At 40.6% G+C, this 12,573-nt stretch carries 13 protein-coding genes; 4 read left to right on the forward strand and 9 right to left on the reverse strand.

Translation table 11 applies throughout. The annotated features are described in order from the left end of the window. Positions 1-55: 55 nt before the first annotated feature. On the reverse strand, positions 56-1,549 hold the full coding sequence (locus ACZ9AO_RS11690; RefSeq protein WP_476109135.1) for a cadherin-like beta sandwich domain-containing protein: 1,494 nt from the start codon (positions 1,547-1,549) through the stop codon (positions 56-58). 308 nt (positions 1,550-1,857) lie between these two features. Here ACZ9AO_RS11690 and ACZ9AO_RS11695 point away from each other — a divergent pair, with 308 nt between their 5' ends. Both ACZ9AO_RS11695 and ACZ9AO_RS11700 read left to right on the forward strand, forming a co-directional pair. Beyond that, on the forward strand, positions 1,858-3,492 hold the full coding sequence (locus ACZ9AO_RS11695) for a copper resistance CopC/CopD family protein (RefSeq protein WP_476109117.1): 1,635 nt from the start codon (positions 1,858-1,860) through the stop codon (positions 3,490-3,492). Positions 3,493-3,510: 18 nt separating this feature from the next. Further along, positions 3,511-4,173: a YcnI family copper-binding membrane protein gene (locus tag ACZ9AO_RS11700; RefSeq protein WP_476109118.1), complete on the forward strand. Its 663-nt coding sequence runs from the start codon at positions 3,511-3,513 to the stop codon at positions 4,171-4,173. Between the two features lie 49 nt (positions 4,174-4,222). Here ACZ9AO_RS11700 and ACZ9AO_RS11705 read toward each other — a convergent pair whose 3' ends face one another. The 5 genes from ACZ9AO_RS11705 to ACZ9AO_RS11725 form a co-directional block, all read right to left on the reverse strand. Then, on the reverse strand, positions 4,223-5,218 hold the full coding sequence (locus ACZ9AO_RS11705; protein WP_057278511.1) for a S8 family peptidase: 996 nt from the start codon (positions 5,216-5,218) through the stop codon (positions 4,223-4,225). Between the two features lie 326 nt (positions 5,219-5,544). Beyond that, a complete protein-coding gene (locus tag ACZ9AO_RS11710) occupies positions 5,545-6,051 on the reverse strand; it encodes an SEC-C metal-binding domain-containing protein (protein WP_476109119.1) in 507 nt (168 codons plus the stop codon). 191 nt (positions 6,052-6,242) lie between these two features. Further along, the gene (locus ACZ9AO_RS11715) at positions 6,243-6,812 is read right to left on the reverse strand and encodes a nitroreductase family protein (protein ID WP_476109120.1); all 570 of its coding nucleotides are present in this window, start codon (positions 6,810-6,812) and stop codon (positions 6,243-6,245) included. Positions 6,813-6,823: 11 nt separating this feature from the next. Next, positions 6,824-7,996: a toxic anion resistance protein gene (locus ACZ9AO_RS11720; RefSeq protein WP_476109121.1), complete on the reverse strand. Its 1,173-nt coding sequence runs from the start codon at positions 7,994-7,996 to the stop codon at positions 6,824-6,826. Continuing rightward, positions 7,993-8,649, reverse strand: a complete 657-nt coding sequence (locus tag ACZ9AO_RS11725; RefSeq protein WP_476109122.1) for a 5-bromo-4-chloroindolyl phosphate hydrolysis family protein — start codon at positions 8,647-8,649, stop codon at positions 7,993-7,995. The genes ACZ9AO_RS11720 and ACZ9AO_RS11725 overlap by 4 nt, the downstream gene beginning before the upstream one ends. A gap of 354 nt (positions 8,650-9,003) precedes the next feature. On the opposite strand from ACZ9AO_RS11725, the gene ACZ9AO_RS11730 reads away from it, so the two are divergent. After that, entirely contained in the window at positions 9,004-9,336 is a 333-nt protein-coding gene (locus tag ACZ9AO_RS11730; RefSeq protein WP_034306570.1) for a coiled-coil domain-containing protein, read from the forward strand. A gap of 291 nt (positions 9,337-9,627) precedes the next feature. On the opposite strand, the gene ACZ9AO_RS11735 is transcribed toward ACZ9AO_RS11730, so the two are convergent. Genes ACZ9AO_RS11735 through ACZ9AO_RS11745 form a run of 3 tightly spaced genes read right to left on the reverse strand, consistent with a single transcriptional unit; the run spans position 9,628 to position 11,579 of the window. Beyond that, positions 9,628-9,855, reverse strand: a complete 228-nt coding sequence (locus ACZ9AO_RS11735) for a hypothetical protein (protein ID WP_289321391.1) — start codon at positions 9,853-9,855, stop codon at positions 9,628-9,630. Positions 9,856-9,900: 45 nt separating this feature from the next. Beyond that, on the reverse strand, positions 9,901-11,178 hold the full coding sequence (locus ACZ9AO_RS11740; RefSeq protein WP_202316203.1) for an ammonium transporter: 1,278 nt from the start codon (positions 11,176-11,178) through the stop codon (positions 9,901-9,903). Beyond that, entirely contained in the window at positions 11,175-11,579 is a 405-nt protein-coding gene (locus ACZ9AO_RS11745; protein WP_476109123.1) for a hypothetical protein, read from the reverse strand. Before ACZ9AO_RS11745 ends, ACZ9AO_RS11740 begins: the two co-directional genes overlap by 4 nt. A gap of 273 nt (positions 11,580-11,852) precedes the next feature. Here ACZ9AO_RS11745 and ACZ9AO_RS11750 point away from each other — a divergent pair, with 273 nt between their 5' ends. Next, positions 11,853-12,056 (forward strand): DUF1657 domain-containing protein, encoded by a 204-nt coding sequence (locus ACZ9AO_RS11750; protein ID WP_034306054.1) that lies wholly within the window; start codon positions 11,853-11,855, stop codon positions 12,054-12,056. Positions 12,057-12,573 lie beyond the last annotated feature (517 nt).

A 12,573-nucleotide genomic window follows, 5' to 3' on the forward strand; every position in this document is an offset into this window, starting at 1 on the left:
TGAATTTCGAGGACAAGCCTGAACCTTGTCCTTTTTTGCTGGATTCAAAACCATCCTATTTTAACAGGGAGGTGAAGAAATCCTTTATATTCCCAAAGAATGACACCGTCTCAACAGGTTGTTTCCCATTAATCTGGCCTCCTGAATCATTGGATGTTTCGCTCTCCGTCATACCAGCTGTACTCGTTTGCGCTGCCTCAACTTCCGCCTCTTTTGATTTGACATCATCCACGGTTTCTTCCTCATCCATTTCAACATCGATATCCTTTTCGAAAACAAGGACGTAAGTACGACGCTCCCCATCCTTTGAAACAGTAACGGAAATGGCCGTTTTCGCTTTATCCTTGATCTTCACTTTTGCACTGCTCGCACCGTCATATTCAATTGTTGCTCCGCTGGCATTTGTCGTTGCATTCATTTCGACTGAAGAAATATCATTATCGACCTCGATATGATAGGTATGCTCATTAGATTCAAAAGATTTGTTCCATACGCCGGATGATACCGTCAGGCTGTTCAACACTGGTCCATTATTGCCTTCCTCGCCTAAAGAATCTGCGGACGTTACTTTCTCAACAGAATCCGTTTTCACTTTTTGTGTTGAAATACTTTCAATTTGCTGTGCATTCGTTACTTGACTGACACCACTGCTTGGCTTTTGATTATTGGAGGATCCTGCTGATGTTAAAGATGTTTTACTCCCCTTATCCGAGGATCCTGCTGATGGTAAAGATGATTTATTCCCTTTATCCGAGGAAGGTTGGGCTTTGCTCGTTCCTGTTGAGGGTTCCTTTTGAACTTCATCCTCTTTTGGAGCAGCTTTCGATTCCGTTTCCTTTGCTGCGGCTGCAGCCCGTGTAATCGTAAGTGTATATGCTTTTTCATCACCATTTTCCGCTGTAACGGTTATCTTCACCGTTGTCTTACCGACTGGAAGGGTAACCTTTACACCTGCACTGGTTGCATCCTTTCCATTTACCTTTACAATTGCCTTACTGTCACTCAATGTCGGAGTTACCGTAACCGACTGGACTTCATTTTCAACTGAAGCATGATAAGCTGTCACTTTAGAATCGAATGTTAATGAGCCTTTTGATAATCCAATCGATGTTAAAAGGTTATCATCACTTTCATGTTTTTCGACCTTGAGAGTATAGGTTAAGGTTTCATTTTCCCCATCGCTGACGGTGATTACAAACGTATTCATGCCAGTTTTAAGAGTTAAATCCTTCAATTTACCATTTGTCATTTTGACACCATTCACATATATGGCTGCATTCTCGTTAGGGCTTGCTGCAAGCAAGGTGATTTTTTCCACATCATTCCCCACTGTTGAACTATAGTCGTGTACATCTTCTGTAAATTTTTGATCCAGTGCTATACCCTCTATCTCTAGCTTTGAAAGACTATTTTCCGTTTCTGCCTCTTCCAAAATGACAGAAGTGCCTTCCGCAGCTTCTGCTGCTGGCATATAAGTGGATGTTCCCATCCCCACAAGGGAACCAACCAAGATCACCTTCACACTTGTTTCTTTTAATCCCTTCTTCATCAAAACCTATCCCTCCAAATTCCTTAAACATGATAGGTTCAGATTACTAAAGGAACCTTAATTATTTCTTAATGAAGTTTATATCAAAAGGAGGATGCCTATTTGGTATAAACTTTATGCAAAGTGGAATTCCCACCACTTATTTATGGCTATACTGGAGTGGAAGGCAAAACTAAAACTTATTGGTCTCATTTTCTAGCGAACCTCTTAAACTGCCTTTAGATAACTAAATTATTTTCACTGTTTTTTCACATTTTCCTTTTATAATGGGCTTACATAATCGGATGAAAGGATGATGGCACACCAAGATGAAAAAATATTTATGGCTGGTAGTCAGCCTATTCAGTTTGCTTTTATACCCGGCAATGGCTTCCGGTCATGCTACAGTAATCAGCTCTAATCCTAGCCCGAATGAAGCGATGGATACTCTTCCTGAAAAGATCACCATTCAATTCAGCGAGAATATACAACCAGCTTTTCATTCGCTTGAGGTATTCAGCCAAGATGGAGACAAAATTCAAACTCAAGACAGTACAATCTCTGAACAGAGTGAAAAAATACTGGAAGCTAAGTGGAAGGGCACGATCGATGAAGGGATTTACTATATTAAATGGAGAGTGGTTTCGAGTGATGGCCATCCCATTGAAGGAACAATTCCCTTTCAATTCGGAGATTCGGCCGGCCTATCAGATCAAAATAATTCCGAAGTGAATGAAATTTTTCCGAATTCCATCAACGTTATGCTGCAAAGTCTACAATACATATGCTTCGCTGCCCTTACCGGAATCCTTTTTTTCAGATTATCGCTAATGAAGGATTCTCGACTTTTTGAAGCCAGCAGAAGAACCCGTCTATACCTTTGGCTTTCATATGCTGGTTTAGCATTTTCCATCTTCTGCAGTCTGCCTTTAAGAGTTACGATCGATGCTGGCGTAGGTTGGACCGATGCATTTAATGTTAGTTATATAAAGGAAGTATTGAATGCTACAAACTTTGGGACGATCTGGATCATGGAAATTCTAATATTGCTCCTTCTATTTTTAGTAATTTATTTCATGCTCGAGAACTCATTGAATAAATCACTACCTTTCATTTCATTCATCATAATTGCCAGCTTGATGATTTGTAAGGCTTTCATCGGACATACAGCAGCCGTTCCTAATCAGGCTCTGGCCGTTTTGATGGATTTCCTTCATTTATTGTCCATGGCTTTATGGCTCGGCGGCCTTATGGCCTTATTGGTGATTTTGCCTGGGCTTGCAGATCGGCAGGCAGTCCAAGAAGATAAGAAAACCTTTTACTGGTCGATCATTCAAAGGTTTTCCAAATGGGCATTTCTGTTTGTAATCATCCTGATTATTAGCGGAATATATAGCAGTTTACAGCATGTACCAACTATCCATTCAATGTTTAACACAACATATGGCCAATTGTTACTAGCGAAAATCGGTCTCATGTTAATCATGATCGTTTTAGGCGGCTTTCATTTTCTCAGAGGGAAAAAGCAAACGAAAAAACTTGGTTATAGTGTGGGAATGGAGTTTGGTTTAGGAATCGTCATCCTTCTCATTGCAGCTTTATTGACAAATGTCCAAACTGCCATGTCTTCTCCCGGCCCCATTGAAAAAACGTTACGGACTGAAGAAAATAACGAGGTTACATTAATGGTGACGCCCAATGAAGTCGGGGATAACCTGATTCAAGTAAATCTATCCAATGAAGGCAAGCCAATTGCTGAAATAGAGCAGCTTACGATCACGATGCAGCCATTGGATACGCCACGCGGTGAAATAAAGCTGCAAATGAAGGAGAAAAACACAGGGACATTTATATCAAAGTCTATCTTAACCATGCCAGGAAAGTGGAATATCCATGTTCATGGATTGACTGAAAGCCTGGATTCAATCAATGCTGATTTTATAATTTTCATAGGGAATTCATAATAGGAGGGATTTATACAAATGAAAAACATTTCAAAGCTACTTATTTTAACATTTGCTGCATTATTCATTTTTTCCGGTTCAGCATATGCTCACGTAACGGTCAAGCCTAGTTCATCTGCACCTGAGGCGTGGGAAACTTATACAATTAAAGTACCCGTAGAAAAAGAAACTGCCACTACAAAGGTGACTTTAAAAGTACCTGAAGGGGTTACTTTTGAAAGCTATCAGCCTGTACCGGGATGGAAAGTAACGACAGAAGGTGACAAAGATGGGCATGTAAAAACGGTAACTTGGGCAGCAACTGACAAAGGAATAGCTGCTGGACAATTCCAGCAATTCTCTTTCGTAGCACAAAATCCCAAAGAAGAAACGAAAGTTGCCTGGGATGCATTTCAATATTACGAAGATGGTGAAATTGTTGAATGGAGCGGTGAAGAAGGCTCAGACCTACCGCATTCTGTAACGGAAATCACGGTTGCACCCAAGGCTGATGCTGAACCTGCGGACCATGGTCACGAAGATGAAGCTGACACTAATGATTCCACGACACCTGACAATTCAAAGGATGCAGCAACAACAGAAGGTGATGGCAACCAAACGCTGATCATTACCCTTGCTGTCATATCATTAATTCTTTCCATTGTAGCGCTTTTTGCAGCTCTAAGGAAAAATAAAAAATAATCATTATGGAAGGTGCCCCAAAAATTTCTTGAGGCACCTTTTTTCTCTACTATTCCATGACCACCGATTTACTCGGTAACTTAAGATTTTCTGATTCTATCGTAATCTTAATCGATTTTTCAGCTCTTTGTTCCGTAATCGTTAAGTTAAGCAGTCCATTTCCCTGCGCTTTTTTGCTTATTCCCAGATCTTCCGTACTTTTCACCAGCTGTGCATATAATTCCGCTTCAGTTAAATTGCGCTCAAATTCTTTTTCAGCAATCACTTTCAAGAGCGCTGCCGCACCGCTTACATGAGGCGTAGCCATTGACGTTCCGCTCAACCTGGCATATTTATTTCCTGGATACGTAGAGAGAATATCAACCCCCGGCGCCACCAAGTCAATTTCATCATTCGTATTTGAAAAATCCGCTAAATTTCTGCTTAAATCCACAGCCCCCACTTCCACTACCTCGGGATATGCTCCTGGATAATCCAATTCATCCGTTTCATGACGCCCATCACCGCTATTTCCAGCTGCACAAACAACAAGGATATCGTTCTGAAGGGCCTTTTGAATGAGTTTATGTTCAGTCTCATCGGGAGGTCCGCCAAGCGAAAGTGAAATAACCGAAACCTTTTCTTCATTTGGTCCCCGCCAATTGATAGCATACTCTAGAGCACCATTAATCCAATCAATGTCGCCTTGTCCTTGACCATTTAGGGCCTTTAACGCTAATATGCTTGCTTTCGGAGCCACTCCCACTACACCAGCGTTATTAATGGCAGCAACAACCGTACCGCTTACATGTGTCCCATGTCCGTTATCATCTTGATAATCCCCGGTATTGGTAAAATCCTTCCCACCAATGATTCTTTCCTTGAGGTCTGGATGTCCCTTGTCTATGCCTGTATCAATGACGGCAACTACCACGCCCTCACCATAACTGCTTTTTTCCCAAATTGCCGGTGCTTTCACAAGCTCGACACCCTCAGGAATCTTCTCTTTCACCGTTTCCATTACTTCAAGAACTTTGTAAGGTATTAATCTTTTTTCTCTTGTCATTTGATTACCCCTTCCTTCGTTCAATAAGTTAAACTGCCATCAGTGTAGGGATTTTCATCCCGTCTGGTTGCCGTCTACCGTTGAAAGAGATGAGATCAAAAAACTCTTCTCTCTTATATATACCAGATTTATGAAAATAAAAAAGAAGTTTTTGGAAAATTCCGTCTAAATGACTACTTTTTATTTCTTTTTGTGTAATTATCTGGTACTCTCTCATTATAGAACAAACGTTCGTCTAATACTACACTTTTTTCTCATTTTTTTCCCAAGCACGCACTTTTCCAATAAAAAAGAAGCGACTCCGAATCGAGTCAGCTTCCAAGATGTTAAGCTGCACCGCAGCATTTTTTGTATTTTTTCCCGCTTCCGCATGGACAAGGCTCATTTCTGCCAATGACTGGTTCTGCATGAACATGCGGCATTTTAGCTGCCTTTGCACTTTCCGTGATAATTTGCGTGCCTTTTTCCTTCATTTGCTGATACCGCTGTTTAAATAACTTCATTACATCTTTACTGTACTTCAGCGTATCTTCCGCGATATCCATCGCCTTTTGCTTCGAAATATTATAATCCTCCAGGACGAATTGATTATCCCCGAAAGAAACCCTCACTCCAAAATGCTGTCCCGCCTGTTTATTGCCTTTAAGCTCCTCAACGAATTCAAGGTATACTTCCTGGCAATCACAAGTCTGATGCATGCAATAATAATCATATATCCAATACGATTTATCTTCGTATTTACTCTTTAAAGCAATGCCATCCTCAACGCCAAACACATCCAAATATTTTATCGCTTTTCCATCGAGTATCTCAAATGGATCAATCGTTCTCATCTATAGACACATCCTAATTCATCAAAATTTATTCTTCCTTTGTATTGTACAACCTAATTCATCAATCGTCACTTGAAACGAAGCCTGACAAAGTCAAATCCCTTTCAGTAAAAGCTTAATTAAGGACGCCTTATTGAAGGCAATAAAAAAAAGCTGCATCAGTGTCTATATACTGATGCAGCCCCTAATCCTCATCCAATCCATGTGGTCAATTCGTCAATCGGTGTTTTCTTAGCAGGTTTCGGCTCCATGTCAGGATAACCCAAGTATATGAAAGCCAATACCTCTCCCTTAGAGGATAAATTGAAAAATTCACGGACCTTGTCATGATAAGTTATTTTCCCCGTTCTCCATACAGCTCCCAAACCTAGAGAATGTGCTGCAAGAAGCATATTTTGGATGGCACTGTTCACAGCCGCATATTCTTCTGCCACGAGGACATTATTCTTATCACTAGGCTCTATGCCCACTGCGATGATGACTGGAGCCCTTAATGGATTCTTTTTTTGCCTTTCGAGCTTGCTGATTAAACTTTCAGGGGTATCATCAGCATTTTCGATTCTTGTTATTTCTTCGAATACCTGCCCAAGTTTATTTCTTCCTTCCCCTGTCAAAACAAAAAAACGCCAAGGCTCCGTCCGATGATGATTGGGTGCATATATTCCGGCTTCAATGATTTGCTCGATCATTTCTTTAGGAACCGGATCTTGCTTAACGATTCCAATGCTTCTTCTCGTTTTTATAGCCTCGATAGTCTCCATATTATCTCCCCTTATCCCTTTATCTCTAATAACTTCTGTTTCAGTTCATTTTCCATTGACGCCAATTCCTGTTCAGCTTGCCGGCGTTTATGCCTGCCTTCTTCTTGAATCCGCATGGTCTCCTCAAGTGTCGATATCAAGTTAGCTTGAGTTTTCTTTAATGTTTCTATATCGACAAGTCCGCGCTCATTTTCTTTTGCGGTTTCAATGGTATTCGTTTTCAGCATCTCGGAGTTCTTCAATAACAAGTCATTTGTAGTCTTGGAAACCTGTTTTTGTGCTTCTACAGCATGCCTTTGCCTGATTAGGGTCAGTGCAATCGCAACCTGGTTTTTCCAAAGTGGAATGGCTGTCATGATCGAAGATTGGATTTTCTCGACTAGTGCCTGATTCGTGTTTTGGATCAGCCTGATTTGCGGTGCGCTTTGAATCGTGATTTCACGGCTCAACTTCAAATCATGAAGCCTTTTATCCAACCGTTCAGCAAATTGCAGCATATCATTTACTTCTTGAAACTTCATTTGATCATTACTTGATTCAGCGGACTTCCTTAGCTCCGGAATCGTTTTCTCATGGATTTCTTCGAGTTTGATTTCCCCAGCTGCAATATAGACATTCAATGCCTGGAAATATTCCTTATTCGTTTCATATAGCTTTTCGAGAATTACGATATCCGATAACAGAATATTCTTGCTCCGATCGAGTTTTACACTGATTCGGTCGATTTGGGCACCGGTTTTTTGATACTTGGATAGCACCTCCTGTACAGATCCCGAGAGCTTCCCGAACATACGCGCAAAAAATGAGGGCTTATCCGGTTTTAACTCATCCGGGCTGAGTTCGTTTAACTTTTTCATTAAATCATTGATAATGCTGCCCACTTCACCCACATCTTTTTTCTGGACATGCTCAAGCATGGAATTAGAAAAGGTCAGGAGCTTTGATTGGGCGGGTGTACCATAGGATATCATTGCCTGATGATTCGTTGGGTCGATTTGTTCGGCAAGCTGATAAGCCTTTGCCCTGTTCTCTTCAGGAATGACATCAATCAGTTTAACCGGTTTCGCTTCCTGGGAAGATACTTTCTCAAGCTCCTGCACCCCATCAAATGGATTGGCTAAAAGGTCATCGTTCAAACTGGCGTTATTCGTTTTATTCAACAGGTTTGGATCATTGTTATTCATTTTAACCTCCTGCTTTCATCAATTACTTGTGACTCTATTCTAGTTTTAATGGATTGCTTAGCAACATCCAATTCGAAGTTAAGGTTATCGATATCATCGGCAATCACTTTATATAAATCCTTTTCTATCGTATTAGTGAGTTCCTTTAAAGTTTTACGAGTCTCCGTTAAGGAAAGTTCGAGTTCCCTATTCTTTTTTGGCTGCTGTGCTAGAAAAACATATTTCTCCGCAAGCTCCATGGCAGAATCCAGATGCGAGTAATAAAACTGTTCTGCTTGATAAAACCGCTTCGGTTCTTTTTTTGTCAGACTGTATATTTTCCTGATCATTTTAATCATCTCTTTCCTCTGTTTAAAAGAAGAGATATGCCTGACCGAGATTAGTGCTTTTTGCACCCTCCATATCTTCGGTTTTGCTTCGATTAAATTTTTCTTTATATATTGATATTCTTTTCTCGTCAATTCATGTTTTTTGAGGTATCTTGATGAAAAATATACGGAACTCAGCCAGTATACAAGTACCCCTCCTGCTAAAGATATGACAACGGACAGGGCAAACGGTTGATTCAATACGAAATAGCTAACCATCCAAACCGGCAAAACCATTGGAAATGCAATCAATATCGGAACAAAATCAGCAAGAAATCGATTCATTATCATTACACTCCTGACTTACACTCTTTTCTTTATATACGGATTATCCTTGGAATTGGTTTCAAGATGAAAAAAAGAATTTCTCCTATCCTAAACGATATAGGAACCGGATGGTTTCTGCAAATTTATTGAAATTTTTTCTGTGAATTACCTCTTCTTCCCATTCATATGGGCTAACGCCTAGTCACTTCACCGGAACTGACATAAGTTATAGGGTATCCATCCTGATTTTAAAAAGGAGAGTTGACCATGAATTCATACGGATTTTATCCTTATCCACAACAAAATGGAAATCATCAGTACTTTGAACCAAATTTCAACCCATACTTCCAACAGCCTGAACGATTTGATTATATGCCACAGCAAGATTGGAACTTTCAGCAGGTACAAGAAAATCCATATAGCCAGGTGCCAGACCAATTCGATATTGAAAGGCAGCCTCAACAACTTGAAAGAAGAATCCGGGAACTTGAGCGTCAAAACGAGCGTCAAACGAGGGAACTCAATCGGCAGAACCAAGAAATCACGCGGATAAATCGTGAAGTGAACCGCATTAACCAGGAAATCACCAGGCTAAGTCAAGCGGACCAGCGACATACGAATAGGTTAAACAGACTGAATCAAAGACTTCGGGCCGTGGAAAGAAACCTTAACATCCCCTTCACCGCAACAGATGATGGTTTTTAATGAAGGAAAAAGCGGGAGTTCATTGCGAGCTCCCGCTTTTTCCTTTGAGATTTAATCAAACGATTGATTAATCTTCAAAGGTTCACCAAACCCTTGTCCAGTGTACAAAGCTTTACGATTTCACTATTGTTTTCGCCGCCTTAAATGTGAATCCTGCTACTTGCTTTAAAAAAGTAGTTACAATACTGATCTGCAGAATAAGGAATCAGCCATATTCCCGCGGAATTCATCAAGTTATTTATAAGAAAATAAAAGAGCGGGAGTCATATTTACACTCCTGCTCTTTCTAATTTACAACATGATCCGTTTCAACTTGTCGTTTCTAGATTCCTGTTCCTCCTGGGTAGACAAGTCATACTTCTTCAATAGATGAAAAAGTTCATTCAATGTTTCCTGCGAATTCCCTTTTTCAAGATATCGATCTAATGTTTGACTCAATTGTGTTGGTAAAAATGCCTTTTGGCTCTCAAATTTTAGCCTGACATCTTGTTGCGAATGATTAAGATTGCATGCACCCATTTAAAAATTCACCTCTTACTTGATTTTACCATTGTATCATAGACATTACCTTGTCAATTCTTCATCCTGCTTATAGTAATCCTCTACCTTGATGAACTCCGGCGAGGTATGTGTGGCCATGATGCCATGATAACTGATATCCAACCCAAGTTCTTCTTCTTCTTCAGTCGATCTTATAGGAAGCCAAACATTTATAACTTTAAAAACAAGCCAGGTCACTGAAAAGCCCCAGATGCATAACACCACTAATCCTAATATTTGAACTCCGAGCAAATGCCATCCCCCGCCGGCAAACAGTCCGTTTTCAGTGGAGAAAAGCCCTACCGCTATCGTACCCCACATTCCTGATGCCGCATGAACAGGAAAGGCACCGACCGGATCATCGATTTTCCGGGCTTCCAACCAATTTGTCGCAGCTAACATCAACATTCCAGAAACTGCTCCAATCAGCAACGCCGCCAGATCACTAACGAATGCACATCCAGCTGTAATTCCGACAAGACCAGCAAGTGAGCCATTGATGACGGAAGGTGCATCCGAGCGTCCATATCTAAACAGTGTATAAAGCAGGGTCACCGCTCCCCCTGATGCAGCTGAGAGCATCGTGACAATGGCAATATGTCCAATTCGGACATCTGTAGCTTGCAAGGTGCTTCCTGCATTAAATCCAAACCAGCCAAACCATAAAAGGAATGCCCCAACAGATGCCAATGGGAGATTACTCGGCAGCGAAATGGAGCTGGTCCCCCTTGAAGTGAATTTACCTGCTCTCGGCCCGATTACAATGGCAGCCGCAAGTGCTGAAAAACCGCCTAGTGCATGAATGACAGCAGACCCTGCGAAGTCCTGCATGCCCAACCTGCTTAACCAGCCGCCACCCCATACCCAGTGACCGGCAATCGGATAGATGAATGCTGTCATCATTACGACAAAAATAAGATACGCCCGAAAATTGATCCTTTCCGCAACTGCTCCCGAAACGATGGAAATGACGGCGATGACGAATGCCCCTTGAAATAACCAATATGCGTCCATGGAAATCGTAAGGTCGATGTGCGACAAATCACCTTTCAGCAGAAAGCCACTTGCCCCGATGATTCCAAATACATCCATTCCATACATTAAGCCAAAACCAACGACGAAATAGCAAAGCGTTCCGATCGTAATATCGGCAAAAACCTTCATGATGATGTTCACATTATTTTTCGTACGGACGAACCCTGCCTCCAATAAGGCAAACCCGCCCTCCATCAATAGTATCATGGCTGCTGTCAGAACCACCCAAATCGTATCCAAGCCAGCGTTTAACGTTTCTAGAGTCATCTCGGCGTTCCCTCCGCTTTCTGCCAGGCCATTATTTCTTTAATGATGTCTGATGGTAAATTCATTTCCCTTTTTTCCGGTTCCGCCTCAAGTAAACCGATCACCTCATTTAAAAAAGCGACCCGCTGTTTTATTTTCTCGATTTGTTTATATCTATCTTTCACATTCACCAAATGTTCAACCGCCTGGTGATGACTTGGGGCACGCCCTGTAAAAAAACGTTTAAATGGTGATAGGGATTGATACCAAGCTTCCTCAGCTCTTCGTTTTTGCTCATATTTATGAATTTTACCTTTGATCGATTCAATTTCCGACTCCTGTTTGCTTTTGTAGAATAGCAGTCCTTTTATCACTTCTTCAGATGAAATTTCAATAACAACCCTACTATATAAATCGTCCATAATATAAATGTCATATCACCTCACGTAATAACGTTATGTTTTCTACAATTATATTTAAAATTCTGAATTCGGTCAATGATTAAACAATAAAAACGATTCGTACAACGAAAAAGGAGGATTAAAACAATGAATTCTGCCTGTTTCCATTCCATTAATCAAACGTTTGATTAAGAAGCTAGTCACTTGATTTCACTCATAGATATATTTGGAAGGTATAGATAATCATTTTTTCCCCACTCTAATAAGGCAGTAAAAAAACTAGGGGGTTCATATATGACAGTTATAAACGATGTCAAAACAACTATAGCAGGGTTAAAAAGCGCTCAAGCGAGCTTTGAAACTTTCGCCCTTTCTACAGATAATGAGCAAGCCAAACAATTGTATCAACAAGCTGCCCAACAAACACAATCGATTGTCGACAGCATCACTCCTCGCATTGAAGAGATTCAAAACGAGGAGCCTCAATATAAACAATGATCATTCATATAAAAAAGGTTGGTTAAAGCAACCAGCCTTTTTTATATCTTTCCATAACCAAGAATAAAATTTTTATTCCTTTTTCTATATCAAAAAATAATGTAGAACAGAATCTTTAAGCCAATCTCAAACTACCAAAGGGTTACATACCTGACTTGAACTGATTCAGTACGGGTCGCGGATGAAAAATCTGTAATTCTTAAATTATGATCGACTACCACTTAAAAATCATCATAGAAGATCGTTTTGAGGATTACGATTGTCTTGGACCTCAGAAAGACTTTTAATGCCGAATGAAGTGATACGAGGATGTTAAATGATAAAAAGTAAAAGCTGCCTGCTTTATCACCGGATTTTGTTTGACCGAATTGGCCGCTTTGTTACTTTCAGGTTGCGGTGATACCGCAGCCATTGAACACCGGGCCAAAGGTTTCCTTTTAGGTAATGGCTGTACTATATTCAAATTGGCTGAAGGATTTTTTTGTTATTCCTTTGTTTTATCTTACTGACAATACTC

The organism is Peribacillus sp. TE19612, from assembly GCF_056279465.1.

What these genes read in the sequence shown, in the direction of transcription:
- ACZ9AO_RS11690 (WP_476109135.1), bottom strand. Translation starts at nt 1,549, where the DNA reads ATGAAGAAGGGATTAAAAGAAACAAGTGTGAAGGTGATCTTGGTTGGT.
- ACZ9AO_RS11695 (WP_476109117.1), top strand. Translation starts at nt 1,858, where the DNA reads ATGAAAAAATATTTATGGCTGGTAGTCAGCCTATTCAGTTTGCTTTTA.
- ACZ9AO_RS11700 (WP_476109118.1), top strand. Translation starts at nt 3,511, where the DNA reads ATGAAAAACATTTCAAAGCTACTTATTTTAACATTTGCTGCATTATTC.
- ACZ9AO_RS11705 (WP_057278511.1), bottom strand. Translation starts at nt 5,218, where the DNA reads ATGACAAGAGAAAAAAGATTAATACCTTACAAAGTTCTTGAAGTAATG.
- ACZ9AO_RS11710 (WP_476109119.1), bottom strand. Translation starts at nt 6,051, where the DNA reads ATGAGAACGATTGATCCATTTGAGATACTCGATGGAAAAGCGATAAAA.
- ACZ9AO_RS11715 (WP_476109120.1), bottom strand. Translation starts at nt 6,812, where the DNA reads ATGGAGACTATCGAGGCTATAAAAACGAGAAGAAGCATTGGAATCGTT.
- ACZ9AO_RS11720 (WP_476109121.1), bottom strand. Translation starts at nt 7,996, where the DNA reads ATGAATAACAATGATCCAAACCTGTTGAATAAAACGAATAACGCCAGT.
- ACZ9AO_RS11725 (WP_476109122.1), bottom strand. Translation starts at nt 8,649, where the DNA reads ATGAATCGATTTCTTGCTGATTTTGTTCCGATATTGATTGCATTTCCA.
- ACZ9AO_RS11730 (WP_034306570.1), top strand. Translation starts at nt 9,004, where the DNA reads ATGCCACAGCAAGATTGGAACTTTCAGCAGGTACAAGAAAATCCATAT.
- ACZ9AO_RS11735 (WP_289321391.1), bottom strand. Translation starts at nt 9,855, where the DNA reads ATGGGTGCATGCAATCTTAATCATTCGCAACAAGATGTCAGGCTAAAA.
- ACZ9AO_RS11740 (WP_202316203.1), bottom strand. Translation starts at nt 11,178, where the DNA reads ATGACTCTAGAAACGTTAAACGCTGGCTTGGATACGATTTGGGTGGTT.
- ACZ9AO_RS11745 (WP_476109123.1), bottom strand. Translation starts at nt 11,579, where the DNA reads ATGGACGATTTATATAGTAGGGTTGTTATTGAAATTTCATCTGAAGAA.
- ACZ9AO_RS11750 (WP_034306054.1), top strand. Translation starts at nt 11,853, where the DNA reads ATGACAGTTATAAACGATGTCAAAACAACTATAGCAGGGTTAAAAAGC.